This window comes from Vibrio sp. 1978 (assembly GCF_033344345.1).
This window is the reverse complement of the sequence record NZ_JAWPOP010000002.1, coordinates 1-26682: the sequence shown is the minus strand read 5'-3', so window position 1 is coordinate 26682 and position 26682 is coordinate 1. Positions and strand designations below refer to the sequence as shown.

27 protein-coding genes and 2 tRNA genes are annotated in these 26682 nt (G+C 45.6%); 21 read left to right on the top strand and 8 right to left on the bottom strand.

From position 1 onward, the window contains the following. Nucleotides 1-80: 80 nt before the first annotated feature. The gene (gene epd / locus R8N49_RS02105) at nt 81-1118 is read right to left on the bottom strand and encodes an erythrose-4-phosphate dehydrogenase (protein ID WP_053306782.1); all 1038 of its coding nucleotides are present in this window, start codon (nt 1116-1118) and stop codon (nt 81-83) included. A 135-nt stretch (nt 1119-1253) separates the two neighbouring features. Continuing rightward, the gene (locus tag R8N49_RS02100; RefSeq protein WP_005380999.1) at nt 1254-3212 is read right to left on the bottom strand and encodes a ligand-gated channel protein; all 1959 of its coding nucleotides are present in this window, start codon (nt 3210-3212) and stop codon (nt 1254-1256) included. Between the two features lie 140 nt (nt 3213-3352). On the opposite strand from R8N49_RS02100, the gene R8N49_RS02095 reads away from it, so the two are divergent. Continuing rightward, nucleotides 3353-4246: a LysR family transcriptional regulator gene (locus R8N49_RS02095; protein WP_017633561.1), complete on the top strand. Its 894-nt coding sequence runs from the start codon at nt 3353-3355 to the stop codon at nt 4244-4246. Between the two features lie 91 nt (nt 4247-4337). On the opposite strand, the gene tkt is transcribed toward R8N49_RS02095, so the two are convergent. Next, nucleotides 4338-6332, bottom strand: a complete 1995-nt coding sequence (gene tkt, locus R8N49_RS02090; protein ID WP_054577167.1) for a transketolase — start codon at nt 6330-6332, stop codon at nt 4338-4340. 315 nt (nt 6333-6647) lie between these two features. Between tkt and metK the strand changes: the two genes are divergently transcribed. From metK to ruvX, 8 genes are all read left to right on the top strand, one after another. Then, nucleotides 6648-7802, top strand: a complete 1155-nt coding sequence (metK, locus tag R8N49_RS02085; RefSeq protein WP_186584655.1) for a methionine adenosyltransferase — start codon at nt 6648-6650, stop codon at nt 7800-7802. Nucleotides 7803-8204: 402 nt separating this feature from the next. Further along, the gene (locus R8N49_RS02080; RefSeq protein ID WP_005381026.1) at nt 8205-9002 is read left to right on the top strand and encodes a DUF2189 domain-containing protein; all 798 of its coding nucleotides are present in this window, start codon (nt 8205-8207) and stop codon (nt 9000-9002) included. A 68-nt stretch (nt 9003-9070) separates the two neighbouring features. Continuing rightward, on the top strand, nt 9071-9568 hold the full coding sequence (locus R8N49_RS02075; protein WP_005381025.1) for a SprT family zinc-dependent metalloprotease: 498 nt from the start codon (nt 9071-9073) through the stop codon (nt 9566-9568). A 150-nt stretch (nt 9569-9718) separates the two neighbouring features. Next, nucleotides 9719-10414, top strand: coding sequence for a deoxyribonuclease I (gene endA, locus R8N49_RS02070; protein WP_053306786.1), 696 nt, complete (start codon nt 9719-9721; stop codon nt 10412-10414). A 113-nt stretch (nt 10415-10527) separates the two neighbouring features. After that, nucleotides 10528-11259 (top strand): 16S rRNA (uracil(1498)-N(3))-methyltransferase, encoded by a 732-nt coding sequence (rsmE, locus tag R8N49_RS02065; RefSeq protein ID WP_053350809.1) that lies wholly within the window; start codon nt 10528-10530, stop codon nt 11257-11259. Nucleotides 11260-11273: 14 nt separating this feature from the next. Continuing rightward, on the top strand, nt 11274-12224 hold the full coding sequence (gshB, locus tag R8N49_RS02060) for a glutathione synthase (protein ID WP_005381021.1): 951 nt from the start codon (nt 11274-11276) through the stop codon (nt 12222-12224). A 128-nt stretch (nt 12225-12352) separates the two neighbouring features. Further along, nucleotides 12353-12916: a YqgE/AlgH family protein gene (locus R8N49_RS02055; RefSeq protein ID WP_005381020.1), complete on the top strand. Its 564-nt coding sequence runs from the start codon at nt 12353-12355 to the stop codon at nt 12914-12916. A 35-nt stretch (nt 12917-12951) separates the two neighbouring features. After that, a complete protein-coding gene (ruvX, locus tag R8N49_RS02050) occupies nt 12952-13377 on the top strand; it encodes a Holliday junction resolvase RuvX (protein WP_005381017.1) in 426 nt (141 codons plus the stop codon). 61 nt (nt 13378-13438) lie between these two features. Here ruvX and R8N49_RS02045 read toward each other — a convergent pair whose 3' ends face one another. After that, the gene (locus R8N49_RS02045; protein WP_318189859.1) at nt 13439-14545 is read right to left on the bottom strand and encodes a PilT/PilU family type 4a pilus ATPase; all 1107 of its coding nucleotides are present in this window, start codon (nt 14543-14545) and stop codon (nt 13439-13441) included. 30 nt (nt 14546-14575) lie between these two features. After that, nucleotides 14576-15616 carry a type IV pilus twitching motility protein PilT gene (locus R8N49_RS02040; RefSeq protein ID WP_005381015.1) on the bottom strand — a complete coding sequence of 347 codons (1041 nt, stop codon included), beginning with the start codon at nt 15614-15616 and terminating at the stop codon, nt 14576-14578. A 28-nt stretch (nt 15617-15644) separates the two neighbouring features. On the opposite strand from R8N49_RS02040, the gene R8N49_RS02035 reads away from it, so the two are divergent. The 7 genes from R8N49_RS02035 (at nt 15645) to hemW (ending at nt 20702) form a co-directional block, all read left to right on the top strand. Then, nucleotides 15645-16346, top strand: coding sequence for a YggS family pyridoxal phosphate-dependent enzyme (locus R8N49_RS02035; RefSeq protein ID WP_005384521.1), 702 nt, complete (start codon nt 15645-15647; stop codon nt 16344-16346). A 159-nt stretch (nt 16347-16505) separates the two neighbouring features. Continuing rightward, the gene (gene proC / locus R8N49_RS02030; RefSeq protein WP_005381013.1) at nt 16506-17324 is read left to right on the top strand and encodes a pyrroline-5-carboxylate reductase; all 819 of its coding nucleotides are present in this window, start codon (nt 16506-16508) and stop codon (nt 17322-17324) included. Nucleotides 17325-17376: 52 nt separating this feature from the next. Beyond that, complete coding sequence (locus R8N49_RS02025; protein ID WP_005381012.1) at nt 17377-17934, top strand: YggT family protein; 558 nt, start codon at nt 17377-17379, stop codon at nt 17932-17934. Continuing rightward, complete coding sequence (gene yggU / locus R8N49_RS02020; protein WP_005381011.1) at nt 17934-18224, top strand: DUF167 family protein YggU; 291 nt, start codon at nt 17934-17936, stop codon at nt 18222-18224. The genes R8N49_RS02025 and yggU overlap by 1 nt, the downstream gene beginning before the upstream one ends. Before the next feature lie 128 nt (nt 18225-18352). After that, nucleotides 18353-18784, top strand: a complete 432-nt coding sequence (locus R8N49_RS02015; RefSeq protein ID WP_005381010.1) for a DUF4426 domain-containing protein — start codon at nt 18353-18355, stop codon at nt 18782-18784. A gap of 118 nt (nt 18785-18902) precedes the next feature. Further along, complete coding sequence (locus R8N49_RS02010; RefSeq protein ID WP_005381009.1) at nt 18903-19505, top strand: XTP/dITP diphosphatase; 603 nt, start codon at nt 18903-18905, stop codon at nt 19503-19505. Nucleotides 19506-19523: 18 nt separating this feature from the next. Further along, on the top strand, nt 19524-20702 hold the full coding sequence (gene hemW, locus R8N49_RS02005) for a radical SAM family heme chaperone HemW (RefSeq protein ID WP_258489194.1): 1179 nt from the start codon (nt 19524-19526) through the stop codon (nt 20700-20702). A 90-nt stretch (nt 20703-20792) separates the two neighbouring features. Here hemW and glsB read toward each other — a convergent pair whose 3' ends face one another. The 3 genes from glsB to trmB all read right to left on the bottom strand — a co-directional run bounded on the left by glsB (nt 20793) and on the right by trmB (nt 23577). Further along, nucleotides 20793-21713: a glutaminase B gene (glsB, locus tag R8N49_RS02000; RefSeq protein WP_005381007.1), complete on the bottom strand. Its 921-nt coding sequence runs from the start codon at nt 21711-21713 to the stop codon at nt 20793-20795. A gap of 98 nt (nt 21714-21811) precedes the next feature. Continuing rightward, nucleotides 21812-22840 carry a TRM11 family SAM-dependent methyltransferase gene (locus R8N49_RS01995; RefSeq protein WP_005384509.1) on the bottom strand — a complete coding sequence of 343 codons (1029 nt, stop codon included), beginning with the start codon at nt 22838-22840 and terminating at the stop codon, nt 21812-21814. Between the two features lie 17 nt (nt 22841-22857). Next, nucleotides 22858-23577, bottom strand: a complete 720-nt coding sequence (gene trmB / locus R8N49_RS01990) for a tRNA (guanosine(46)-N7)-methyltransferase TrmB (protein WP_005384506.1) — start codon at nt 23575-23577, stop codon at nt 22858-22860. Nucleotides 23578-23780: 203 nt separating this feature from the next. Between trmB and mutY the strand changes: the two genes are divergently transcribed. The 5 genes from mutY to R8N49_RS01965 all read left to right on the top strand — a co-directional run bounded on the left by mutY (nt 23781) and on the right by R8N49_RS01965 (nt 26681). Continuing rightward, complete coding sequence (mutY, locus tag R8N49_RS01985; RefSeq protein ID WP_017635575.1) at nt 23781-24857, top strand: A/G-specific adenine glycosylase; 1077 nt, start codon at nt 23781-23783, stop codon at nt 24855-24857. Nucleotides 24858-24876: 19 nt separating this feature from the next. Beyond that, the gene (locus R8N49_RS01980; RefSeq protein WP_005381002.1) at nt 24877-25149 is read left to right on the top strand and encodes an oxidative damage protection protein; all 273 of its coding nucleotides are present in this window, start codon (nt 24877-24879) and stop codon (nt 25147-25149) included. 77 nt (nt 25150-25226) lie between these two features. Continuing rightward, nucleotides 25227-26366, top strand: a complete 1140-nt coding sequence (gene mltC, locus R8N49_RS01975; protein ID WP_005381001.1) for a membrane-bound lytic murein transglycosylase MltC — start codon at nt 25227-25229, stop codon at nt 26364-26366. 100 nt (nt 26367-26466) lie between these two features. Continuing rightward, nucleotides 26467-26542 (top strand) — tRNA-Phe (locus R8N49_RS01970). 66 nt (nt 26543-26608) lie between these two features. Then, nucleotides 26609-26681: transfer RNA gene (locus R8N49_RS01965), tRNA-Thr, on the top strand. The last annotated feature ends 1 nt before the right edge of the window (nt 26682 follow it).

The window sequence follows — 26682 nt, the reverse complement described above, 5'->3', positions numbered from 1 at the left end:
TTCAAACTGGTTATAGATATGGAGATATTATGGATTTATTTCAAGGCTTGAAATAAAAATTCTCCATCACTTCTTCGTCATTACTGTTCCACTTGCGAAGAAGCTTGCATTGCTAAGGCAGTATCCAGCATCCGGTTAGCAAAGCCCCATTCGTTGTCGCACCAAACGAGCATTTTTACGAGTTGCCCGTTACTCACTCTAGTCTGGCTTCCATCCACAATCGCACTATGGGGGTCGTGGTTAAAGTCGATGGAAACGAGTGGCGATTCAGTATAGTCAACAATGTTACGTAATGTACACTGAGATGCGTTAACAATGGTTTGATTTACGTCATTAACTTTCACATTTGTACTAATTGTGACACTTAAATCCATTGCAGTGACGTTAACCGTTGGAACACGAACAGAAATTGCTTCGAATTTGTTGGAAAATTTCGGGAAGATTCTTTCAATCCCCTTATGCAACTTAGTGTCCACCGGAATAATAGATTGGCTTGCAGCGCGGGTACGGCGTAAGTCGTTATGATACGCATCAATTACTTGTTGATCGTTCATGGACGAATGAATTGTGGTAATGGTGCCAGACTCTATGCCGAAGGCTTCGTCTAATACTTTAATGATGGGAACGATACAGTTGGTGGTGCAAGAGCCATTGGAGACAACACGGTGCTCGTCTTTCAGAGTTTCGTGGTTCACGCCATAGATAATCGTATTATCTAGGTCGTTTGCGCCCGGGTGCGAAAACAGTACTTTCTTAGCGCCAGCTTCTATATGCGCTTGCCCATCGGCTTGCGAACCAAATACGCCAGTGCAATCCAAGACGATATCAACTTCTAAATCACGCCAAGGAAGTAATTCGATTTCGGAGAGGTGGAGAATGCGAATGGAATCATATTCACCGCTGTCATGATGAACATGCAAATGTTCTTGGTCATGGGAAATTTTTTTACCAAAGCGACCATGACTGGTGTCATATTGCAGTAGGTGTGCCATCGCCTCTGGCTGAGCTAGTTCGTTAACCACCACAACCTTGATCTGCTGGTGTTTTCCACTTTCATACACCGCTCGCAGAACATTACGACCTATACGTCCAAATCCATTGATCGCAACCTTTAGCATTTATCCTTCGCCCTACCAAAAATTTCGTGTCACAGATACTACCTGATCAGGCTGACAAACGCACCTGTTGAATCAAAGTAAAGCAGGATTAAAAAAGGTCGAGACTATGCTCGACCTTATTACAACGATAGATAATTAAAATGCGACGTCTAAACCTAACCAGTAGCGACGACCATCTTCAATATATCCGTATTCTTCGTAACTGATTTCCTCGTCCAGCAAGTTATAGATAGCGCCTTTAATACGAGTATTGTCGGTTAACTGGTATGTCACACCGGCGTCCACAAAGGTATAAGCTGGTTCTACAATACTGTTTCTTGATGGGCCAGTAACCGGATCCATTTCTTTACCTCGGTACGTGACTTTCGCCCAGCTCTCTAGATCTGTTGTCGTTTGCCAAGTCACATCCACATTAAACAGATGCTTTGGTAACTGCTGCAGCGGCATGCCTTTGTATTCACCTGTTTTTTGCTCTGAGTCGGTAAATGTGTAGCTCGAGCTAAGGTAAATGGTTTCCGTTAACGGCGATGCTAAGGTCGCTTCAATACCTTGTGTGACGGCTTCATCCACGTTAATACGGTACGTTGGATCTGCGCCCCATTGGTTTGGACCATCAGTACAGATAGTGTCTGGACAAACAACACGTGTGATCTTGTCTTTGAATTCGTTATGGAACGCTGTCAAAGAGACATCTAAGCCAGAATCACCTTGATACAAGACGCTGATTTCTTTGTTTAGCGACGTTTCAGGGTCAAGATCTGGGTTACCGTAGATATTACCGCCACCACTGACTTGCGCCCAGCCAGGAGTAATTTCACGTAATTGTGGAGAACGGAAACCTGTTGCCACACCGCCTTTCACCGTCCAAGACGGATCAACTCGCCATACACCGTAAACACGCGGACTAAAGTGCGCGCCATAGTTTTCGTCATGATCTAGACGACCACCAAGCGTAACGCTAAACGGATCGGCGATTCTCCATTCATCTTCAATGAAAACAGCCCACTGCGTATTCGATGTTTCAGTCTTCGATGACGCTTTGTTGGAGGTGAAATCCTCAAGCTCTGCATGAGTGGCGTCCACACCCGTCGTCAACGTATGGTTTCCGATACCAGTCACCAAGCTCGATTTGAACGTGGTGTTGGTGATCGTCATCTCACGAGATTTGTTCTCGCTCTCTTCTCGCTGTAAGTAAGTATCTGAAATGCCAATCGAATCCCAATCACCGTTGTGGCTTACCGTTACGTAATTACGACGATATTCATTCAGTGAGTCTTCACACCCACCACGACACCCAGTGGTCGGCACTGAAAGGCCCACATTACCACGACGACTTTGTGCCGACGTGCCACCTTCTAATTGCACCGAATGGCGCTCATTAATCTGGTAAGTCAGTTTTGAAGAGATACTCTGCATATCTTTATCTTCATAACCGTATTCGATGTCATCTTCTTCTCTGGTTGTGTACTGACCATATACTTGGAGAGATAAATTTTCAGCCAACGGACCATTAACGAAAAAGTTCGCGCTCTGCTCTCCCCCTGAGCGGCTATTCTCTTGTAGTACCGTGCCCAGTTGAACATTACCTGTCCACTCTAGCGCATCTTTTCGTGTGATGACGTTAATCACACCACCAATCGCATCAGAACCGTAAAGCGTCGACATTGGGCCACGAATAACTTCGATTCGCTCAATCGCTTGAAGAGGAGGTAACCAACCTTGTTCGATACCAGGACCGTCACTATTTGGACGAGTTTCACGCGTGCTTTGACGTTTACCGTCGACCAGTATCAAAGTGTATTTAGAACCCATACCACGGATACTAATGTCGGTGGTATCACCACCACCTGTCACGACAACACCTGGCACACTTTTTAGTGCATCAGTCACATCGCGGTAATAACGGGAGTCCAACTCCTCACGTGAAATAACACTAATACTTGCAGGCGCGTCCGCTTGAGATTGCTCGTAGCTTGATGCAGTTACAACCACTGTTTCCATTTTAGAAACTGCATCATTGGCAAAAACATGAGGGACACTGACGAAGGCTAAAATACCAGTTGCGGTAATAACTGGCAGTCTAAGAGTAGACATCTACATCTCCATAATTGATAATGATTATTATTTTCGAAAGTGAATTATTCACAAATAGAATGAGATGCATAGTGAGAGTTATGGAACGGTTCTTTCCATTTATGGAACTCGTACATAACGCAGTAAGGAGTAAAAGAAATATGCACGACTTAGCATCAATTAGAGCCTTTGATGCGCTCAATCAGCATAAAAGTTTGACAGCCGCTGCTAAAGCCCTTAATCAGCCAAAATCAACGCTAAGTCGTCGCTTGGCACAATTAGAAGAAGACTTCGGTCAGGCTCTAACCGCCAGACAAGGTAATCGATTAGTTCTGACAAGAGCTGGAGAGATCTTTGCCCACTACAGCCGCCAGATTCTTGAGTTAAGTGAAGAGAGTTATGATGCACTTCAAGGTTTAACGAACCAAGTTTCAGGGCCACTGCATATTGTTTGTCACACTGCCTTAGTTAGAAGCTGGCTCGGCGGCGTACTCAATCGTTTTCTTGCTGATAATCCCGATGTTAGAGTTCAACTTACCAGTGACTTTTCTGAGGCGCATCATGACCCAGATTTGTTCATCTGGCTCGGTGAACGTAAAGAGCTAGACTGGCGAAAAGAAGTGCTGGGGGTATTTCGCTATACGCCTTTTGCCTCTCCAAATTATCTAAAACAACATGGGCCTATACCGCACCCCAAAGAACTTGAAGCACATCCATGGATCGATTTTGGTTCAGTGCAAGAAAATGGATTGATGCTAGCACACCCTCAACACGGTGAGTTCTTTTTAGAACCCTTTGTTAGTCGCTTATACAGCGACAACATAGCAATGCAAATAGACAGTATCGCGAATGGTCATGGTATTGGACTGCTGCCGACTTGGACAGCATGCGGCTATGAGAAACATCACCCAGGGCGAATCACACCATGCTTAGAAGGTTGGCTTTCTGAGCCTATTTCCATTAACTGCTATACACCAGCAGGACGACCACCACTGCGCTTATCCGTACTTTTAGACTGCATTCACCAAAGCATTCCACAAGGTTGGAAAACCTGACAAAAATAAAAAGGCCATCATAATGATGGCCTTTCTAACTTTAGCATCTAACAGTTGTCGTTTACGTTCGACTGTTTAGATGGTCCTGCAATTACGCTAGCAATTCTTTAGCTGTGTTCACTACGTTTTCAGTCGTGAAGCCAAACATCTCGAATAGCTGACCAGCAGGTGCTGATTCACCGAATGTTGTCATACCGATGATGCGACCGTCGAAGCCTACGTACTTGTACCAGAAATCCGCAATGCCCGCTTCAATAGCGATACGTGCCGTTACGTCTGATGGCAGTACAGATTCACGGTAAGCAGCGTCTTGTTTGTCGAATGCGTCTGTTGATGGCATTGAAACAACGCGTACTTTCTTGCCTTCTGAAGTTAGTTGCTCAGCGGCTTTCACTGCAAGCTCAACCTCAGAACCTGTTGCGATAAGGATTAGCTCAGGCTTACCTTCGCTATCTTTCAGGATGTAAGCACCTTTCGCGATGTCTGCGACTTGTTCAGCAGTACGCTCTTGTTGCGCTAGGTTTTGACGAGAGAAGATAAGTGCAGTTGGTGCATCTTTACGTTCAATCGCTAGTTTCCATGCAACTGCAGACTCAACTTGGTCACATGGGCGCCATGTGCTCATGTTTGGAGTTACACGTAGAGACGCCATTTGCTCAACAGGTTGGTGAGTTGGGCCATCTTCGCCAAGACCGATCGAATCATGCGTGTAAACTTGGATGTTCTGAATTTTCATCAGCGCAGCCATACGCATTGCGTTACGAGCATATTCCATGAACATTAGGAATGTTGCGCCGTAAGGAACGAAACCACCGTGCAATGCGATACCGTTGATGATAGCGGTCATACCGAATTCACGCACACCGTAGTGGATGTAGTTGCCAGAGAAGTCCTCCATTTCTAGAGACTTAGAACCAGACCACATGGTCAGGTTAGAAGGCGCTAGGTCAGCAGAACCACCCATAAACTCAGGAAGCATTTGACCAAACGCTTCTAGTGCATTTTGCGACGCTTTACGTGATGCAATGTTCGCTGGATTTGCTTGAAGATCGGCAATGATTTGGTTCGCTTTTTCTTCCCACTGTGCAGGAAGTTCGCCGTTTAGACGACGTTTAAGCTCTGCCGCTTCTGCAGGGTAAGCTGCAGCGTATGCTTCGAATTTTTCATTCCAAGCTGCTTCTTTCGCGGCGCCCGCTTCTTTTGCATCCCACTCAGCGTAAACATCTGCCGGGATCTCAAATGGGCCGTACTCCCAACCTAGGTATTCGCGAGCCGCTTGGATTTCATCGTGACCTAGTGGTGCACCGTGACAGTCGTGCGAACCAGACTTGTTAGGAGAACCGAAACCGATAATTGTTTTGGTACAGATAAGCGTAGGACGTGGGTCCGCTTTTGCTGCTTCAATTGCTGCGTTGATCGCGTCTGAGTCGTGACCATCGACTGCTGGGATTACATGCCAGCCGTACGCTTCAAAACGCTTAGGTGTATCGTCAGAGAACCAGCCTTCAACGTGACCGTCGATAGAAATGCCGTTGTCATCCCAGAACGCGATCAGTTTGCCTAGACCTAACGTCCCAGCAAGAGAGCATGCTTCATGCGAGATGCCTTCCATTAGACAGCCGTCACCCATGAACACATACGTAAAGTGGTCAACGATATCGTGACCTTCTTTGTTGAACTGTGCCGCTAGTGCTTTCTCTGCGATCGCCATACCAACAGCGTTAGTGATGCCTTGACCTAGAGGACCAGTTGTTGTCTCGATACCAGGCGCGTAGCCGTACTCTGGGTGACCTGGGGTTTTTGAGTGCAATTGACGGAAGTTTTTCAGATCGTCAATAGATAGCTCGTAACCGCTTAAGTGCAGTAGAGAGTAAATAAGCATTGACCCATGACCGTTTGACAGCACAAAGCGATCGCGGTCGGCCCACTCTGGGTTTGAAGGGTTATGGTTTAGGTGAGAGCGCCAAAGAACTTCAGCGATATCAGCCATACCCATTGGTGCGCCTGGGTGGCCTGAGTTAGCTTGTTGAACACCATCCATGCTTAGAGCACGAATTGCATTGGCAAGATGTTTACGAGACGACATGTCTGCTCCTGAGTACATTAAGCGAAACGAAAAGTAGGTCATAATTCTCTCAAAGCCCTGTTGGGTGTGCAAACGTTTTCCAGTCCAAAACCTCACAAATATTGCACCTTTCGCGCCAAATCGTTCGAAGTTCTTAAAATTATCAATAAATCAGGCAAACGTTTGGTTATAACAAAAACCAAAAAAGAGCTTGTAATTCGAGCAATCAAATTTAGAATAGACGTCTAGATGTAGATACACCTACAAAAATTAGTATTAATTTGCGCTGGAGAGTTTATCATTCCCCAGTTTTAAACCAGATATAGTGGAGCTAACATGGCTAAGCACCTGTTTACTTCTGAGTCAGTATCAGAAGGTCATCCAGATAAAATTGCAGACCAGATTTCTGATGCGGTTCTTGACGCGATTCTAGAGCAAGATCCAAAGGCTCGTGTTGCATGTGAGACTTACGTTAAAACCGGTATGGTAATGGTGGGTGGTGAAATCACGACTTCAGCATGGGTAGACATCGAAGAGTTAACTCGTGAAACCGTTCGTGAAATCGGCTACGTACATTCAGATATGGGCTTTGACGCAGATTCTTGTGCGGTACTAAACACAATCGGTAAACAGTCGCCAGATATCAACCAAGGTGTTGATAAAACTGACCCTAAAGAACAAGGTGCAGGCGACCAAGGCATCATGTTTGGTTACGCTTGTAACGAAACTGAAGTACTAATGCCAGCGCCAATTACTTACTCTCACCGTCTTGTTCAAAAGCAAGCAGAAGTTCGTAAAAACGGCACACTACCTTGGTTGCGTCCTGATGCAAAATCTCAGGTAACATTCCAATACGATCAAGGTAACATCGTTGGTATCGACGCGGTTGTTCTTTCAACTCAACACTGTGACTCAATCTCAACTTCAGACCTGCGTGAAGCGGTAATGGAAGAGATCATTAAGCCAGTGCTACCTTCTGAGTGGATCAACAAAGAAACAAACTTCTTCATTAATCCAACCGGTCGCTTCGTAATCGGCGGTCCTATGGGTGACTGTGGTCTAACTGGTCGTAAGATCATCGTAGATACCTACGGCGGCGCAGCTCGTCACGGTGGCGGTGCGTTTTCTGGTAAAGATCCATCAAAAGTTGACCGTAGTGCAGCATACGCAGCACGCTACGTAGCGAAAAACATCGTAGCCGCAGGCATGGCTGACCGTTGTGAGATCCAACTTTCTTACGCAATCGGTGTTGCTGATCCAACGTCTATCATGGTGGAAACGTTCGGTACTGAGAAAGTATCTCACGACATCATCATTGAAGCGGTTCGTCAATTCTTCGACCTACGTCCATACGGTCTACAAGAAATGCTTAACCTTCTTCAACCTATCTACAAGAAGACAGCGGCTTACGGTCACTTCGGTCGTGAAGAATTCCCGTGGGAAGCGACAGACAAAGCTGCACTTCTACGCGATTTCGCTGGCATCAAATAATCAAGCCAAGCAAGAATCAATCAAGCCCTCGCCTATGGTGGGGGCTTTTTATTTTCAGCAACTTTTATCTAGCCATTTCGGCTCATACCGCCCTGCCCCACAAAGCAGTCCTGTTTCTCCCTCATTTTTATACCGAATAAATTTTAAGCAATTATTTGTAAATTATCCCATCTCCGCCAATAGTTAAAATATTGTTAACTCCAATTTAAATAGAGACGTCGGATGCTGGCGACTGTGGAAGCAACACTTAAGTAAAGACATGAGTCAGGCATCTTTATGGCCGATACCAAACTAAGCCAATGCTCAGATGTAAACTTGAAAAAGTCGCTTCAAGTTTGACTGAACAAAAACCGCTGTCAGTTGGTATAAGCGGATAATGTGGGAATAAATCAAGGAGGAGTTATGCCTCGAACTGTTAATCCATCGGACTTCCACAACAAGCGAAAGGAAGTGCCAGACAACGAATACGCCAGAACCATACCGTGCAATACGGTCAATCTTTCTGCACCTTTTCATTGGCTCGCATTAGGTCTGCATGATTTCGTGCGAATGCCGCTTATTAGTGCTTTCTATGGCATCTGTTTTATGGCAGCAGCCATAGGCATTGTTTTGCTCGTACAGTGGCAAGGCACACACTTGGTCGTCATGCCCAGTTTGATTGTTTACATGTTAATCGGTCCGTTTCTCGCGCTCGGCTTGTATGATGCCAGTTGGGAGAGAGAGCGCGGACACAAAGCAAGCTTGTTCCATTCAATGAAAGCGATCGGTCGTAACTCAACATCTCAATGGGCGTTCGCCGTGTTACTCGCAGTGTGTATGATATTTTGGATGCGCATTGCCGCTCTACTTCATGCGCTCTACCCTTCTGTTCAAGGGGCACCTTTAAGTGAGTTTCTACCCTTCCTTGTCATCGGCTCTTTAGTTGGCTTTGTTTTGGCTTGTGTGGTGTTTAGTATTTCAGCCTTTTCTATTCCGCTCATGATGGAGCGTCGCGTAGACATGATGACCGCTGTATTTACCAGCTTTAATGCAGTGAAATCCAACATTCCAGCAATGATTGTTTGGGCAGCGATCATCTGTGGCGGTATTCTTATCGGCTTTGCGACCTACGGGATCGGAATGTTGTTTACCATGCCAATTCTAGGCTACGGTACATGGCACGCTTACCATGCCACCATCAAGAAAAAACACACACCATAATTAACTGATGCTATGATCTGGCCCTCGCAAATGCGGGGGCTTTTTTATTTGATTTATCGAGGTGAATTGTGGATATAGAACTCAGCTATAAAGCCAAGCAAGTGATGGCGGGCTGTATCGCGATGGCGGAACAAGCTTTCAAACGTTCTTTCCCGATTCCAACAATCACCTTCGACGTCCGTGGGAAAGCGGCAGGAAAAGCCTACCTTCAATTAAATCAAGTACGCCTAAACCCTGTTTTATTTCGCGAAAACACCCAAGCATTCTTAGATGAAGTCATTCCTCATGAAGTAGCACACCTGATTACTTATCAGGTTTACGGGCGAGTTAGGCCTCACGGTAAAGAATGGAAAGGCGTCATGGAAGCCGTATTTAACGTACCAGCCAAAACCACTCACAGCTTTGAAGTAAAATCCGTTCAAGGTAAAACCTTTGAGTATCGTTGTGGTTGTATGACCTACCCTCTATCGATTCGCCGTCATAATAAAGTGCTGCGCAAAGAGGCGACGTACTCTTGTCAAAAATGCCGCCAACCACTTAACTTCACCGGTATTCAATTATCGTAGCCCTTACCTCATAGTGTTACTTGCGTTCCCAAAATAAAGATCGAGTTGATCAAAACCTTCCCTTCGCCAACTATTGTTAACTTACTCATCACTAAAGCTATTTTGTGCGTGTTATCATGAATAAAGTCATACTTTATAAAGACTTTTATCATGAAATACTTACTCTCTCTGTTGCTTATCGCGCTTTCTAGCACTGCGATTGCCGCGCCACCGAGCTCATTCTCTGCTGCCAAACGTGAGGCGGTCAAAATTTATCAAGACCATCCAACAAGCTTCTACTGTGGCTGTAACATTCAATGGCAAGGCAAGAAAGGCTTACCCGATTTAGCCTCTTGCGGTTACCAAGTCCGTAAACAAGAAAAACGGGCTGCACGAATCGAATGGGAGCACGTTGTTCCTGCGTGGCAATTTGGCCACCAGCGTCAATGCTGGCAAGATGGCGGACGTAAAAACTGTAAGAAAAAAGACAAAACTTTTCGTTTGATGGAAGCAGACTTGCACAACCTAACTCCTGCTATTGGTGAAGTAAACGGTGACCGTTCGAACTACAACTTCAGCCAATGGAACGGTATGGATGGCGTGAGTTATGGTCGCTGTGAGATGCAAGTGAACTTTAAGCAGCGTAAAGTCATGCCACCAGACCGTGCGCGTGGCTCAATTGCTCGTACCTATCTATACATGAGCAAAGAGTACGGTTTCAAACTGTCGAAGCAGCAAACGCAATTAATGAGTGCTTGGAACAAAACCTATCCTGTCGATAAATGGGAATGTGAGCGTGACGAGCGCATTGCAAAAGTACAGGGCAATCACAACCCATTTGTTCAAGAAGCCTGCCGCGCACTGTAACCTCCGACCTCGAAGCGTTTCAATTACTGATATTGAAACGCTTCTTGCCCCTTGTTTTTTCGGTGCAAAGCATCCATGTTAGGGTTTAAGTTTATTCTCTTGCTGGAAATCTCATGCGTACCCCTCGAATTTATCATCCAGAAACCATTCATCAACTTGGCTCACTTGCTTTAAGTGACGACGCAGCAGGCCATATCGGTCGTGTTTTGCGCATGAAAGAAGGCCAAGACGTTCTCCTTTTTGACGACAGTGGCGCAGAGTTCCCAGCGGTTATCAGTGAAGTCAGCAAGAAATCAGTTTTGGTTAACATCACCGAGCGTGTAGAAAGCAGTATTGAATCCCCTTTAGATCTGCACCTTGGTCAAGTCATTTCACGTGGCGATAAGATGGAGTTCACCATCCAAAAGTCTGTTGAACTTGGCGTCAATACCATCACTCCTCTGATTTCTGAACGTTGTGGCGTCAAGCTTGACCAAAAGCGTTTTGAGAAAAAACTCGCGCAATGGCAGAAAATCGCCATCAGTGCCTGTGAGCAATGTGGGCGTAATGTCGTGCCCGAAATTCGTCCAATTATGAGCTTGGAAGAGTGGTGTAAAGAAGAGTACGATGGTTTAAAGCTTAACCTTCACCCTCGTGCTAAATACTCAATCAACACTTTGCCAACCCCGGTTGAAAAAGTGCGCCTACTGATCGGTCCTGAAGGCGGTTTATCGTCTGAAGAGATCGAGATGACTCGAGAATACCAATTTGAAGAAACGCTACTCGGCCCTCGCGTTCTGCGTACCGAAACAGCGGCTCTGACAGCAATTACAGCCTTACAAGTTCGTTTCGGCGATCTTGGTTAAAACGGAGAAAAATAATGATCAAACTCGGTATCGTAATGGACCCAATCTCGTCCATTAACATCAAAAAAGACTCTAGCTTTGCCATGATGCTTGAAGCGCAACGACGCGGCTATGAAATCCACTACATGGAAATGAATGATCTGCATCTCGATCAAGGCGTTGCCATTGCAGATACTAAAGTGGTAGAACTAAAAGAAGATCCAAACGGTTGGTACGAGTTCAAATCAGAGCAAACTATCGAACTGTCTGAGCTAGACGCGGTGCTAATGCGTAAAGATCCTCCGTTTGATACTGAATACATCTACGCGACTTACATCCTTGAGCGTGCAGAAGAACAAGGTGCACTGATCGTTAACAAGCCTCAAAGCTTACGTGATTGTAACGAAAAGCTGTTTACGGCATGGTTCCCAGAGCTGACACCTACAACGATCGTGACGCGAAAAGCAGAGAAAATTAAAGAATTTCGTGAAAAACATGGTGATGTCATCCTGAAACCGCTTGATGGTATGGGTGGCGCGTCCATCTTCCGTGTAAAAGAAAACGATCCAAACGTCTCTGTGATCATCGAGACATTGACTAACCACGGTCAAAACTACGCAATGGCGCAAACCTTCGTGCCAGATATCAGCAACGGTGACAAACGTATCTTAGTGGTAGATGGCGAACCTATGCCTTACTGTCTAGCACGCATTCCTGCTAAAGGCGAAACGCGCGGCAACCTAGCCGCTGGTGGTACTGGTGAAGCTCGTCCGCTAAGCGAAACCGACCTCAAAATTGCGCAAACCGTTGCTCCGACATTGAAAGAAAAAGGCCTTATCTTTGTTGGCCTTGACGTAATTGGCGACAAGCTAACAGAAATCAACGTCACCAGCCCAACCTGTATTCGCGAAATTGAAGCAGCTTTTGATATCTCAATCACAGGCAAGCTGATGGATGCGATTGAGCGTCGAGTAAAAGGCGAATAACTCAAACTGTATTACAGTTAATAGAGAGCGTAGTACATTAACTTAAGCAAACTCATGCACATACCTAGATGGTAAACTGTATGATGTTTGCTTAAGGGCATTTACGAGAGTTAAGGGTCAGTATGAGTATGAATCTCACAAATCACTTTTTGGTTGCCATGCCTGGGATGAAAGATCCGTACTTTCAAAACAGCGTGATCTACGTTTGTGAGCACAACGAAGACGGCGCTATGGGGCTGATGATCAATGCTCCTGTTGATATCACCGTCGGCAACATGCTCAAGCAGGTGGAAGTTCAGCCAGTACACCCTCGCCTGTTTGAAGCCAGTCTAGATAGACCAGTCTACAATGGCGGCCCAATCTCGGAAGATCGTGGTTTTATTTTGCATAAACCCAAAGATTACTACGAGTCCAGCGTCCAAATGACCGATGACCTCGCGGTAACCACTTCGCGTGATATTCTGTCGGTGTTAGGAACAGAAGCAGAACCAAGTGATTACTTAGTGGCACTTGGCTACTCCGGTTGGAGTGCAGGCCAATTAGAAAGTGAGCTGGTCGAAAACTCTTGGCTCACCATTGAAGCGACGCCTGAAATTATCTTTAATACACCAATCAACGAGCGTTGGAAGAAAGCGGTCGAAAAGCTGGGTATCGACCCAAGTCACCTTTCAGCAGACTCTGGACATGCTTAGTCCAAATATACAGTTACATTAGATAGAGACACCTTATGTCACGCACAATTATGGCTTTTGACTTTGGAACCAAAAGCATTGGTAGCGCTATTGGCCAAGAAATTACTGGTACAGCTTCCCCATTAAAAGCCTTTAAAGCCAATGACGGTATTCCAAACTGGGACGATATCGAAAAGCAAATCAAAGAGTGGCAACCAGATTTGCTAGTGGTCGGTTTACCGACCGATCTGCATGGTAAAGACCTTGAGACCATAACCCCTCGTGCACGAAAATTTGCTAAGCGTCTGCAAGGCCGATACGGATTGCCTGTTGAACTGCATGATGAGCGTTTATCTACTGCAGAAGCTCGTGCGGAGTTGTTCAGCATGGGCGGCTACAAAGCCCTATCGAAAGGTAATGTTGACTGCCAGTCAGCAGTGGTGATTCTAGAAAGCTGGTTTGAAGCTCTTTGGGGTGAGTAAACACTTCAAGCACAATGAAAAAAGGTTGGCTCCTGCCAACCTTTTTTGTTTCTGGATTGGATTAATCCATATCGATCTTAACGTTCGCCAAACTGCCCGTAGAGAATGCTTCACCACGCTGCGTTTTCAACATCAAGCGCAGATCATTCGCTGAGTCGGCACTATGTAGTGCATCCTCTTCGCTGATCTTACCTTGCATCACTAACTTATAAAGAGATTGATCGAACGTCAGCATACCAAACTCATTTGAGCGAGCCATGGTTGACTTCAACTCATGTAAATCTCCGCGACGAATCAAATCCGACACACGTGGACTATTTAGCAAGATCTCAAATACACCATGACGTCCCTGCCCATTTTTATCTCGGATCAGCTGCTGACCAACCACGCCTTTTAGGTTCATCGACAAATCGAACAAGAATTGTTCTTTTTGATCTTTCGGTACCAAGTGAAGAATGCGCTCTAAAGCTTGGTTTGCATTGTTGGCGTGCAACGTTGCCATACACAGGTGACCCGTTTCGGCGAAGGTCATCGCGTATTCCATTGTTTCACGGCTACGGATCTCACCAATCAAAATCATATCTGGTGCTTGGCGCAGCGAGTTTTTAAGCGCAACTTCATAGCTTTCCGTATCTAACCCAACTTCACGTTGAGTCACGATACAGCGCTTGTGTTCATGCACGAACTCGATCGGATCTTCGACCGTCAAAATGTGCCCGGTTTTATTGCTGTTTCGATAGCCTGTCATCGCCGCCATGGTGGTCGATTTACCCGACCCAGTAGCACCGACCACCAGCACCAAACCAAGCTTAGCTATCGCCAAATCTTGCAACACTAACGGTAACTTTAACTGCTCAAAAGTAGGAATATTAGTTTCAATACGACGAATCACTGCGCCTGGTAACTCGCGTTGAAAAAAGGCACTCACACGGAAGCGACCACAATCTCTCACAATGGCAAAATTCGACTCGCGACTTTTACGAAATTCCTGACGCCGATCTGGTTCCATAGCGCTGTCGAGTAATGCAGCCACATCACTCTCGGTGAGTTTTTCCCCTTGCGGACGCAATTCGCCATCCACACGAAATAGAATTGGCGCTCCAACCGTGATGTAAAGATCCGACGCTTTCAGCGCCAACATGCCTTCGAGAAATTTATCTAGATCCATCTTCCGTATTCACCATTATCTGTATGAACGTTACGAGAATTGCTGCACTTCTAATCCGATCTTACTATCGACCTCTTCACGAGCAACCATGCCTTGCGCCATTAACTGACGAGCATTTTGCTCCATGGTTTGCATGCCGTGAGCCGCACCTGTTTGAATGATCGAATACATCTGCGCGACTTTGTCTTCGCGGATCAAGTTACGAATCGCAGGCGTTGCCATCATAATTTCATGGCATGCAATACGGCCACCACCATTACGTTTCAATAATTTTTGTGCGATAACCGAACGAAGGGATTCAGAAAGCATCGAGCGCACCATGTCTTTATCGCTGCCAGGGAACACATCGATAATACGGTCAATGGTTTTTGCCGCCGAGCTGGTATGTAACGTGCCGAACACTAAGTGCCCCGTTTCCGCCGCCGTTAACGCAAGGCTGATGGTTTCTTTGTCACGCATCTCACCAACCAGAATGACATCCGGGTCTTCACGCAATGCGCTGCGCAGTGCGTTTTGGAAACTATGGGTGTCACGGTGAACTTCACGCTGGTTGATCAAACATTTATTGTTGTTGTGAACAAATTCAATCGGATCTTCAATTGTGAGTACGTGCTTGTTGTGATTACGGTTAATGTAGTCAACAATGGCTGCTAAGGTCGTCGATTTACCTGAACCTGTTGGGCCAGTGACCAGAACTAAGCCTTTTTCAGCGTTCGCAATTTTTTTGAAGATCTCTGGCGCTTCTAGCTCTTCCAGAGTTGGAATGCTACTTGGAATGGTACGGAATACTGCCGCACAACCGCGAGATTGGTTGAAAGCGTTGACACGGAAACGGCCAACGTTATGCAACTCAAAAGAGAAATCGACTTCGAGTTTTTCTTCGAACTCACTGCGTTGGGCATCGTTCATGATTTCGAAAACCAAACGATGCACTTCTTGGTGTGTAAACGCTGGAATGCCTAGTTTTCTCACATCCCCATCAATACGAACCATTGGTGGGACACCTGCAGAAAGATGTAGATCCGAGGCATTATGTTTTACACTAAAATCCAGTAACTCAGTGATATCCATTTAAAATCCTTAAGTCTAAAGTACAGCTATGAGTAGTATTCAACAAAATATTGAACATATCACCTCTCAAATTCGATATGACGAGCAAAAATGTGGTCGAACTCCAGAGTCAGTGCAACTTCTAGCGGTAAGCAAAACTAAACCTGTCGAGGCAATTCTCGAAGCCTACCAAGCGGGACAAACCGCCTTTGGTGAAAACTACGTTCAAGAGGGCGTCAGTAAAGTTCAGCACTTTGCCGAGCATTATCCAGATAATCGAATCGAATGGCACTTCATTGGCCCGATTCAATCCAATAAATCGCGACTTGTTGCTGAACATTTCGATTGGGTTCACACCATCGATCGAACCAAGATTGCTCAACGCCTGAATGATCAGCGGCCAAGCGAACTTAAACCGCTACAAGTTCTGATTCAGGTTAACACCAGTGGTGAGGCATCTAAGTCTGGTGTCACTGAAGCGGAAGTATTCGAGCTGGCGGAGTTGATTTCTCGCCTACCCAACCTCACTTTAAGAGGGTTGATGTCGATTCCTGCCAACGTGTCTGACTACGAATCACAACTCCGTGAATTTCAGAAGTTGGCTACGTTGAAGCAAACACTCGAAGCACAGTTCCCAGAAATCGATACATTATCAATGGGAATGAGTGGTGATATGACCGCTGCAATCGAAGCTGGTAGTACAATGGTTCGTATTGGAACCGCTATTTTCGGCGCACGAGACTACAGCTAAATCAACAAAACGCTCACTCGCGACATAAGTTATGTCGTCAATCGTTAGAGCGTAAATGCGCAATCATCTTACTCGCCAATAGGAGCAGTAAGTAACAGCGGCGCCATTATACACCTGAGCGCACAACAAATTCTAAATATCATGATGGAAATCAGACAAATGGAACATAAAAAAATCGCCTTCATTGGTGCTGGCAACATGGTGAGAGCCATTGTTTCCGGCTTGGTTGCTAACGGATACCCAGCGCAAAACATTACCGCAACGGCTCCTTCAGAGGCTCGTCGCCTTCTGCTAGAACAAGATTTTGGCATCCGTACCACCAGCGATAACATCCAAGCTGCGACCGAGGCGGATGTGGTGGTATTGTCTGTAAAACCGCAAATGATGGCGGATGTCTGTAAACCACTGCAATCGATCGATTTCACTAATAAACTGGTGATTTCTATTGCCGCAGGCATCAACTGTTCACGATTGGATGATATGCTAGCCACCAAATTGAACTTGGTTCGTGTTATGCCAAATACGCCATCACAGCTTGGGTTGGGTATGAGTGGGTTGTTCGCACCAACTCATGTAACCGAGCACGACAAAGCTTTTGCCGCAGAGTTAATGGAAGCGGTCGGTAAAGTATGCTGGGTTGAGCAAGAGTCTGGCATCAATAATGTGATTGCCGCAGCGGGCAGTGCTCCAGCATACTTCTTCCTGTTTATGGAAGCGATGCAAGCAGAAGCGATTGCGCAAGGCTTTGATAAAGAGACCGCTCGACTATTGGTTCAGCAAGCGGCACTGGGCGCGGCCAGTATGGTGGTTAGCAACCCAGAAACTGAGCTATCGACCCTGCGTGAGAACGTAACATCGAAAGGTGGGACAACGGCAGAAGCACTGCGTACATTCAACGAACATCAACTTTCAGATATTGTCGCTAAAGCCATGCAAGCTGCTGTGGCTCGCGCGGAAGAAATGGAAAAACTGTTTTAATTATTTGGATGAACTCCGTTTAGTATCATCCATCACTTGTTAAGGGTACCTTATGAATTCAATGAGTTTTCTCATCTCAACCCTATTTGACCTGTACATCATGGTCGTAATTTTGCGAATTTGGTTGCAAGCTGCGCGCGCAGACTTCTACAACCCATTCTCGCAATTCATAGTAAAAGCGACTCAGCCGGTCATTGGTCCATTGCGCCGCGTTATCCCTTCCGTGGGGAATATTGACCTAGCAACCGTGTTGTTTGCCTACGTGTTGTGTGTGCTTAAATTTGTCGTGCTTATCCTAATAGCTTCGAACGGTTCCGTCTCTTTCAGCGCTGACTTCTTATTCTTGGGCTTATTATCATTAATCAAAGCCGCAGGTGGCCTATTGTTCTGGGTACTATTGATCCGTGCAATTTTGAGCTGGGTAAGCCAAGGCCGCAGCCCTATCGAGTACGTATTCCATCAACTGACCGAGCCAATGTGCGCTCCAATCCGTCGTATTCTTCCGGCTATTGGTGGTCTTGATTTAAGCGTACTGGTGTTATTTATCGGCTTGCAGTTCGCGAACTTCTTAATGGGCGATATCATTGGTCCAATTTGGTTCCAGCTATAATGTCAGCTGCAGTTTGGCAAGATGGTGAGGACATCATCCTGAAGCTCTATATTCAACCTAAAGCTAGCCGCGATAAAATCGTTGGCTTGCATGGTGAAGAGCTAAAAATCGCTATTACTGCTCCACCTGTCGATGGCAAAGCTAATGCACACCTAACTAAGTTCTTAGCCAAGCAGTTTAAAATCGCTAAGGGCTTGGTTCACATAGAAAAAGGTGAATTAGGACGGCACAAACAAATTCGGATAGAATCGCCTACCCAGATACCGACAGAAATTAAAGCCATCATATGATGGCTTTTTATTTACGATTTTGTACCACACTTACTAATACCAACGACTGAGTACGCATTTTTTACCCCCTGACCAAGGTAAAATTGCAGCTATGGTTGTTTTATAACAAGTGCTTTGAGGAAGTAACAATGAGCAAATGGATTACCGCATTACTGATTAGCCTGTTGTCGTTACCAAGCTTCGCCGATCAGTTTAAAAATATGAAAGATATCGAAGTACACTATGTCGCGTTTAACTCAACATTCCTAACACCCAAAGTCGCACGTAGCTACGATATCAAACGTAATGGATACCTCGCTGTGGTTAATATTAGCGTGTTAGATAGAGCTTCATTGGGTAAGCCAGCATTAGAAGCAAAAATTGCTGGACGCGCGAAGAACCTTATCGGCCAAACTCAGACCTTGACCTTTCGTGAAGTCAAAGAAGGCAATGCGATATACTATTTAGCCGAACTACCAATTACCCACGAAGAAACTTTTACTTTCGATATTGACGTAAAAGCTGGAAACAAAGGCTCAGGTAAGCTTAAATTCACCCAGAAGTTTTATGTTGAAGAGTAATTGGGTTGTGATGTTCCAAAAGCTTTTGGATCTAAGCAGGCTAAAAACCACTTATTAGTTAAAGAATATCTAGAGGAGAACGATTTGTTCTCCTCTATCACTATTAAAAGAGATTCCCATGAAAAAAATTGTGCTAGCAACTGGTAACCAAGGCAAAGTTCGTGAAATGGCAGATTTGTTGTCTGACTTCGGCTTTGAAGTATTAGCGCAAAGTGAATTCAATGTATCGGAAGTAGCTGAAACGGGTACAACTTTCATTGAAAACGCAATCATTAAAGCTCGCCATGCCGCACAAGAAACAGGGCTTCCTGCCATTGCAGACGACTCTGGATTAGAAGTCGATTTCTTAAAAGGCGCTCCGGGCATTTACTCTGCACGTTACGCAGGCGAGAGCGCATCTGATCAAGAGAATCTAGAAAAATTGCTAGCGGCAATGGAAGGCGTACCAGAAGCAGAGCGTACAGCACGTTTCCACTGCGTATTAGTCCTCATGCGTCACGAGAACGACCCAACGCCTATCGTCTGTCACGGTAAATGGGAAGGCCGAATTCTAACTGAAGCACACGGTGAAAATGGCTTTGGCTACGACCCAATCTTCTTTGTTCCTGAAGACAACTGTGCGTCAGCCGAACTTGAACCTGCACGTAAGAAACAACTGTCTCACCGCGGTAAAGCGCTCAAGTCGTTGTTTGCTCAACTGTCTGAGCAAGTGTCTCAGTAATCACGAGCGAATTAGACCATGTTAACGCCCCCAGCACTCAGCTTGTATGTACACATCCCGTGGTGTGTGCAAAAGTGCCCGTATTGCGACTTTAATTCTCACGCGCTCAAAACCGAGATTCCAGAAGAAGAGTACATCAGTGCCCTTTTAGAAGATTTGGATACCGACATTGAGAAATACCGACTTAGCGAAGCGCCACGTCCACTGCATTCAATCTTCATTGGTGGTGGTACGCCGAGTTTGATTTCGGCAGAAGGCATCGAGCGTCTACTTAAGGGCATTGAAGCGCGTATCCCGTTCAAGCCTGAAATCGAAATAACCATGGAAGCGAATCCAGGCACCATCGAAGCAGAGCGTTTTGTTGGCTACCGCAAAGCTGGTGTAACGCGTATCTCTATCGGCGTACAAAGCTTTGAGCAGCAGAAGCTTGAGCGTTTGGGGCGCATTCACGGCCAAGACGAAGCCGTCAATGCTGCTAAGCTGGCGCACCAAATCGGTTTGAACAGCTTTAACCTCGATCTCATGCACGGCTTACCTGATCAAAGCATCGCACAAGCCTTGGCAGATTTGGACAAAGCGATTGAGTTGGCACCGCCGCACTTGTCTTGGTATCAGCTGACCATCGAACCAAACACCATGTTCTACTACAAGCCACCAACGCTACCTGACGATGATGACTTGTGGGATATTTTCGAGCTCGGACACCAAAAACTTGCAGCCGCGGGTTATGTGCAATATGAAATCTCCGGTTACAGCAAGCCGGGCTATCAGTGTCAGCACAACCTCAACTACTGGCGCTTTGGTGATTACCTTGGTATCGGTTGTGGCTCTCATGGCAAACTCAGTTTTACCGACGGACGTATTATTCGAACGACAAAGGTAAAACACCCGCGAGGCTATTTAGCGGCTTATCAAAATATGGTCAAACCTTATCTGCATACAGAACATGTCGTCGCGGATGAAGATCGTCCATTCGAGTTTTTTATGAACCGATTCCGCTTAATCGAAGCCTGTCCGAAGCAAGATTATGTGGACACCACGGGCTTACCGCTCAGTACGATTCAAGAAACCATCGACTGGGCGATAGAAATGGGCTACCTGAGTGAAACGGCTACCCATTGGCAAATTACTGAAAAAGGGAAGCTCTTCCTTAATGATTTGCTCGAAGCCTTTATGGCCGAAGAAAGCGAAGACTAACGCAACCCCAAAACAAAAAAAGCCTCTCAATTGAGAGGCTTTTTATTTAGAAACAGTACCATCCTAAATAAGGTTGACACATTTCCAACATTAGAAAATTGAACGGCCAATTCGCTCTGAGAGCAGCTCAAGCGCCTTAGTACCAGCAAGCGAGTTACCTGAAGGATCAAGCTCTGGAGACCATACTGAAATGGTCATTTCACCAGGTACTACCGCAATAATGCCACCACCAACACCAGACTTACCAGGCATACCAACGCGATAAGCAAACTCGCCCGCGCCATCATACAAGCCACACGTTGCTAACAGTGCATTAAGTTGTTTGGTTTGCACAGGAGAAACTACAGGCTTGCCCGTTTGTACCGATGTGCCCTTGTTTGCTAAATAGCTAAACGTTTTAGCCAAATCGACGCAACTCATCTTCAGCGCACAAGCGTGGAAGTAATTTTGTAGTACTGGAATCACTTCATTTTCGAAGTTGCCAAAAGAACGCATGAGATATGCAATCGCCGCATTACGGTCACCATGCATCATTTCGGATGCCGCAACGACTTTGTCATACACAATATGGGTATCACCAGAAAGCTGACGCACAAACTCCAACAGGCGCTGACGAGGCGCAGATAAGCGAGTTTGTAACAAATCCGCCACTACTATCGCTCCAGCATTTATAAATGGATTACGAGGAATACCTTGCTCCATTTCTAGCTGGATTAGCGAATTAAATGCCTGCCCCGAAGGCTCTTTTCCCACTCGAGACCAAATTTCTTCTTGCTTGTACAAGCACATCGCTAACGTCAAGCTCAATGCTTTTGAAATAGATTGGATAGAGAAAGGTTCATCGGCATCACCCGCCTTAATAACCTCACCTTCGTTGGTGTATACCGCAATACCTAACTTGTTGCTGGGTACTTTTGCCAGAGCAGGAATGTAATCAGCCACTTTACCTTGGCCGATTAAAGGGCGTACTTCCGCCAAAATATCTGTCAAAATTTCCACTGTCGGTTTCATTCTCTACCTTCTATTTACAAGAGAACTCGTTGAGCTCAGAGGTAAAAAAAGCCAACGTGTCGTTGGCTTTTCCATAGGGTTCGTTCGACTCAAGTCGATTATGGTTTTACTGCCACAATAATATTGCGGTTGATAGATTGATCAACACGGTGAAGATAACCGATGTAAGGCTCTTCTGAAAGTACCTTCCAACCTTGCTCTTCAAATAATGCCGCGACATCTTTCCATTTCAATGTGAATTCATTGAAAGACAACACCACTGAACCTTGCTTTTTCAATACCACTTTCCATGCAGGCAGAGCCTCTTTTAAAAGCTCTAGTGGACTACGGTTCAGTTTGCTGTCCTTGGCATTTTTGCTGCCGTGCTGCACGCCATAAGGCAGATCAGACACCATCACATCAACTGAGTTCTTTTTCACGACTTGATCAGCGATACGAGTATCAGCCGAATACAGCTTCATAAATTGAAGATTGCCTTGGTTGTAATCTTCTTTATTTGCTGCAGCTTCAACCACGAAACCATCCGCCACTTTCTTGCCACCCGCAGTGCGCTTTTCTTTGCTCACTTTGTGCTTAAAGCGGCCATTCTTCATGAACTTAACAATAAAGGTCTGGATCTCTTGCACCCACTTGGCGTTGATCTCAACCCCTACCACGTTCAAACCGTGGATCAAGCCTTCAAATAAGGTTGTACCTTTACCACACATTGGATCCATTAAGGTCAGTTGTTCACTTCCCGTATTGGACGCACTAATGCCGATATTCACCATCAAACGGGTAAACTGCTCGTTTGTTTTCCCGGTGTAGCGCAAAATCTGGCTCATACTTTCCGGGAAAGTGTTAAATACGGGCGCTTGAACTGGTCGAAGTAAACCATCTTCGCGCACTTCAAATAGCGCATAGTAAATCGAAGAGGCTGCGATTCTTCGCGCCTGCTCATCGGTTAGCGCTTCCTGACAAGAAAACACTAACGCAGCAGGTAAGCCAACGTCTTTACTACCAATTTCTGTCACATCCACGCCTTGTGAAGCTAAAATTGCTTTTAGCTCAGAACAGGCAATGGTCATTGCGCTATCAAAGTAAATTCGGTTATGACCCGGATTCGCTAATATCGCGTAATGGTACATCCCATGAACTCCTCTGGTTACGCAATACGCTTATATTTGATATCCCAAACACCGTGACCAAGACGGTGACCACGAGCTTCAAACTTCGTTAGCGGGCGATCGTCTGGACGAGGAACGAAATCACCATCTTTAGCAATGTTTTCGAAACCTGGCGCTTGGTTCATCACTTCAATCATGTGCTCTGCGTAGTTTTCCCAGTCGGTCGCCATGTGGAAAATACCTTCATTAGGGATAAGCTTCTCACGCACCATTTCCGCAAAACCTAATTGAACAATACGACGCTTGTGGTGACGCTTCTTATGCCAAGGGTCTGGGAAGAACAATTGCAGTGTCGATAAGCTGCCATTTGGGATCATGTGTTCGAATACTTCTACCGCATCGTGACACATTACACGCAGGTTAGTAATTCCCGCTTCGCGAGCATCGGCAAGACAAGCACCAACGCCTGGGCTATGAACTTCGATACCGATGAAGTTTTTCTCTGGCGCGTTCTTTGCCATTTCAACCAATGAAGCACCCATACCAAAACCGATCTCAAGCACTACTGGGTTATCGTTGCCAAACACCTCTTTCCAATCGAGAAGTTCAGCTTTGAAGTCAATACCCATCGTAGGCCAGCATTCATTCATCGCGCTCTCTTGACCTTTAGTCAAACGCCCTTCACGGCGTACAAAGCTGCGGATTTTGCGGATCAGCTTTCCGTCTTCGTTGTATTCGTTAGTGGTTACTTCACTCATTGATTTTGCCTGCACATTGATTAATCAAAGCGGGGATTATCCAAAGAATTTACTTAGGTGCAAGTATTTGTTGAGCTCTTGGTCTATGGCAACCCAAAAGCAACGACACACCTCTTTATATCCCTACTGTTTATCCGTTGTACTTCTTGCCCATTATGTGGTGCAATTTTGCACCTAACCAATAATAGAATACAGAGCAAGTCGTGACACCTTTCGCCAGTGCCATCCTAGAATGGTATGACGCATATGGAAGAAAAGATCTTCCGTGGCAACAAAATAAGACCGCATACAGTGTCTGGTTGTCTGAAATTATGCTTCAGCAAACTCAGGTCACTACGGTTATTCCGTATTACCAACGTTTCTTGGAGCGCTTTCCAACCGTGATCGATCTTGCCAATGCTGAGCAAGATGAAGTCCTACACCTTTGGACTGGCTTAGGGTACTACGCCCGAGCCCGTAACCTTCACAAAGCAGCACAAGAGGTCGCCTCTACATACAATGGTGAGTTTCCTCTTGATATAGAGAAAATGAACGCCCTACCGGGGATTGGTCGCTCTACCGCTGCCGCCATTTTATCGTCTGTGTATAAACAACCACACGCGATTCTTGATGGTAACGTGAAGCGCACCCTATCCCGCTGTTTCGCAGTTGCAGGATGGCCAGGACAAAAAAAGGTTGAAAACCAGCTGTGGGAAATTGCCGAAACGCACACCCCACAAACGGATGTAGATAAGTATAACCAGGCAATGATGGACATGGGCGCAATGGTCTGCACACGCAGCAAACCCAAATGTAGCCTCTGCCCTGTTGCTGATCTGTGTGTGGCAAAGCAACAAGGTAATGTGCTCGACTACCCGGGCAAAAAACCGAAGAAAGATAAGCCAATCAAGCAAACTCGTTTCGTGATGCTTCACCACAACACCGAAAATGGTCATGAGGTGTGGTTGGAGCAAAGACCACAAACAGGCATTTGGGGTGGCTTATTCTGCTTCCCACAAACCGAACATGTGGATGCAGAAAGCGACATTGAATTGCTACTGGATCAACGCGGCATTCAAGCCAGCAATATCAAACAGAAGCAAACACTGATTACCTTTCGTCATACATTCAGCCATTACCACCTAGATATCACACCAATTTTGATTGATTTATCAAAGCAACCGGACGTGATAATGGAAGGCAACAAAGGTCTTTGGTATAACTTATCTAAACCTGAAGAAGTCGGTTTAGCCGCGCCAGTAAAACTATTGCTGGAAACGCTACCCCACGAACTTCGTTAATTGAATACAAGGAGTCATTATGAGCCGCACTGTATTTTGTGCTCGACTAAAGAAAGAAGGCGAAGGTCTAGACTTTCAACTTTACCCTGGTGAACTAGGTAAACGCATTTTCGACAACATCTCGAAAGAAGCGTGGGCTCAGTGGCAACACAAACAAACCATGTTGATCAACGAGAAGAAACTCAACATGATGGATCCAGAACACCGCAAACTGATCGAAACAGAAATGGTAAATTTCCTCTTTGAAGGAAAAGACGTTCATATCGAAGGTTACACACCTCCGAGCGAATAAAGTCGCTTGAGTTAAACAATGACATCACAACCATTTGTGGTGTCATTTTTCTATTACCTTCAATAACTCTGATACTTATGAAAAAAATTGTCTTTATTGCTGCCGCACTTTTAATGGCAGGCTGTAGCCGTGAATTCGTCGAAAAGATTTATGACGTCAACTACGAGCCAACAAACCGTTTTGCCAATAACTTAGCTGAGCTACCAGGACAATTTGAAAAAGATACTGCGGCGCTAGATGCCTTAATCAATAGCTTTTCAGGCAATATTCAAAAGCGCTGGGGTAAAAAAGAAATCAAGTACGCTGGCAAGAGTAATTACGTTAAGTACATCGATAACTACCTTAGCCGCGCCGAGGTCGACTTTCGCAAAGGCGTGATCACGATAGAGACCGTATCACCGACCGAGCCCCAAAAACACCTAAAAGACGCGATTGTCACCACCTTATTAACACCAGACGATCCCGCGCACGTCGACTTATTCTCCTCTAAAGGTATCACGTTAGAGGGGCAACCATTCCTGTATAAACAAGTTGTCGACCAAGACAATAAGCCAATTCAATGGTCTTGGCGGGCAAACCGATTTGCGGAATACCTCATCGCAAATAAAATAAAAACCAAAAATGTAGATTTCAAGAAAGCGTATTACGTCGAAATTCCCATGGTTGAAGACCACTTTTCAACACGCAGCTACCAATACGCCGATATCGTGCGTCGAGCTTCCAAGAAATACGACATTCCAGAAGACTTGATATACGCCATTATTAAAACCGAGAGCAGTTTCAACCCATACGCGGTAAGTTGGGCAAATGCATATGGCCTAATGCAAGTTGTACCTAAAACAGCGGGACGAGATGTGTTCAAACTCGTGAAAAAGCGCTCGGGCCAACCAAGCCCTGAATATTTGTTTAATCCAGAAAACAACATAGATACTGGTACTGCGTATTTCTATATCTTAAAAAATCGTTATTTAAGAGAAGTCCGCCACCCTACCTCTCTCGAGTACAGCATGATTTCAGCTTACAATGGCGGTACTGGAGGAGTTTTAAACACATTTCATCGCAGTGATCGCAAACGCGCAATGCAAGATCTTAATTCATTGCAACCCAACCAAGTTTATTGGGCGTTAACCAAGAAACACCCGAACGCAGAAGCGCGTCGCTACCTAGAAAAAGTTACAAATTTCAAAAAGGAATTTAACTCGAAGCAAACTTTGTAGTGACAGTTGAATAAAAAGCGTTCGAACAACCACTTTTTTGAAATTATTTAAAAAAAGTGGTTGACGCAACGCGGGAAAATCCGTTTAATAGCGCTCCGTTGCCCGGATAGCTCAGTCGGTAGAGCAGAGGATTGAAAATCCTCGTGTCGGTGGTTCGATTCCGCCTCCGGGCACCACAATTTGATTTGTTGGTGTCTTAACGAAATGTTATAACACGGACAAAAGCACAAAGAATAAAGTGTGCCGACTTAGCTCAGTAGGTAGAGCAACTGACTTGTAATCAGTAGGTCACCAGTTCGATTCCGGTAGTCGGCAC

Bases quoted from the DNA above. Each gene is read 5' to 3' on its own strand.
- proC (WP_005381013.1), top strand. From the start codon at position 16,506: ATGGAACATAAAAAAATCGCCTTCATTGGTGCTGGCAACATGGTGAGA.
- R8N49_RS02080 (WP_005381026.1), top strand. From the start codon at position 8,205: ATGCCTCGAACTGTTAATCCATCGGACTTCCACAACAAGCGAAAGGAA.
- rsmE (WP_053350809.1), top strand. From the start codon at position 10,528: ATGCGTACCCCTCGAATTTATCATCCAGAAACCATTCATCAACTTGGC.
- R8N49_RS02055 (WP_005381020.1), top strand. From the start codon at position 12,353: ATGAATCTCACAAATCACTTTTTGGTTGCCATGCCTGGGATGAAAGAT.
- mltC (WP_005381001.1), top strand. From the start codon at position 25,227: ATGAAAAAAATTGTCTTTATTGCTGCCGCACTTTTAATGGCAGGCTGT.
- glsB (WP_005381007.1), bottom strand. From the start codon at position 21,713: ATGAAACCGACAGTGGAAATTTTGACAGATATTTTGGCGGAAGTACGC.
- R8N49_RS01995 (WP_005384509.1), bottom strand. From the start codon at position 22,840: ATGTACCATTACGCGATATTAGCGAATCCGGGTCATAACCGAATTTAC.
- epd (WP_053306782.1), bottom strand. From the start codon at position 1,118: ATGCTAAAGGTTGCGATCAATGGATTTGGACGTATAGGTCGTAATGTT.
- endA (WP_053306786.1), top strand. From the start codon at position 9,719: ATGAAATACTTACTCTCTCTGTTGCTTATCGCGCTTTCTAGCACTGCG.
- yggU (WP_005381011.1), top strand. From the start codon at position 17,934: ATGTCAGCTGCAGTTTGGCAAGATGGTGAGGACATCATCCTGAAGCTC.
- R8N49_RS01980 (WP_005381002.1), top strand. From the start codon at position 24,877: ATGAGCCGCACTGTATTTTGTGCTCGACTAAAGAAAGAAGGCGAAGGT.
- hemW (WP_258489194.1), top strand. From the start codon at position 19,524: ATGTTAACGCCCCCAGCACTCAGCTTGTATGTACACATCCCGTGGTGT.
- trmB (WP_005384506.1), bottom strand. From the start codon at position 23,577: ATGAGTGAAGTAACCACTAACGAATACAACGAAGACGGAAAGCTGATC.
- R8N49_RS02035 (WP_005384521.1), top strand. From the start codon at position 15,645: ATGAGTAGTATTCAACAAAATATTGAACATATCACCTCTCAAATTCGA.
- R8N49_RS02040 (WP_005381015.1), bottom strand. From the start codon at position 15,616: ATGGATATCACTGAGTTACTGGATTTTAGTGTAAAACATAATGCCTCG.
- R8N49_RS02045 (WP_318189859.1), bottom strand. From the start codon at position 14,545: ATGGATCTAGATAAATTTCTCGAAGGCATGTTGGCGCTGAAAGCGTCG.
- tkt (WP_054577167.1), bottom strand. From the start codon at position 6,332: ATGTCGTCTCGTAAACATCTTGCCAATGCAATTCGTGCTCTAAGCATG.
- R8N49_RS02015 (WP_005381010.1), top strand. From the start codon at position 18,353: ATGAGCAAATGGATTACCGCATTACTGATTAGCCTGTTGTCGTTACCA.
- gshB (WP_005381021.1), top strand. From the start codon at position 11,274: ATGATCAAACTCGGTATCGTAATGGACCCAATCTCGTCCATTAACATC.
- ruvX (WP_005381017.1), top strand. From the start codon at position 12,952: ATGTCACGCACAATTATGGCTTTTGACTTTGGAACCAAAAGCATTGGT.
- metK (WP_186584655.1), top strand. From the start codon at position 6,648: ATGGCTAAGCACCTGTTTACTTCTGAGTCAGTATCAGAAGGTCATCCA.
- R8N49_RS02025 (WP_005381012.1), top strand. From the start codon at position 17,377: ATGAATTCAATGAGTTTTCTCATCTCAACCCTATTTGACCTGTACATC.
- R8N49_RS02100 (WP_005380999.1), bottom strand. From the start codon at position 3,212: ATGTCTACTCTTAGACTGCCAGTTATTACCGCAACTGGTATTTTAGCC.
- R8N49_RS02095 (WP_017633561.1), top strand. From the start codon at position 3,353: ATGCACGACTTAGCATCAATTAGAGCCTTTGATGCGCTCAATCAGCAT.
- R8N49_RS02010 (WP_005381009.1), top strand. From the start codon at position 18,903: ATGAAAAAAATTGTGCTAGCAACTGGTAACCAAGGCAAAGTTCGTGAA.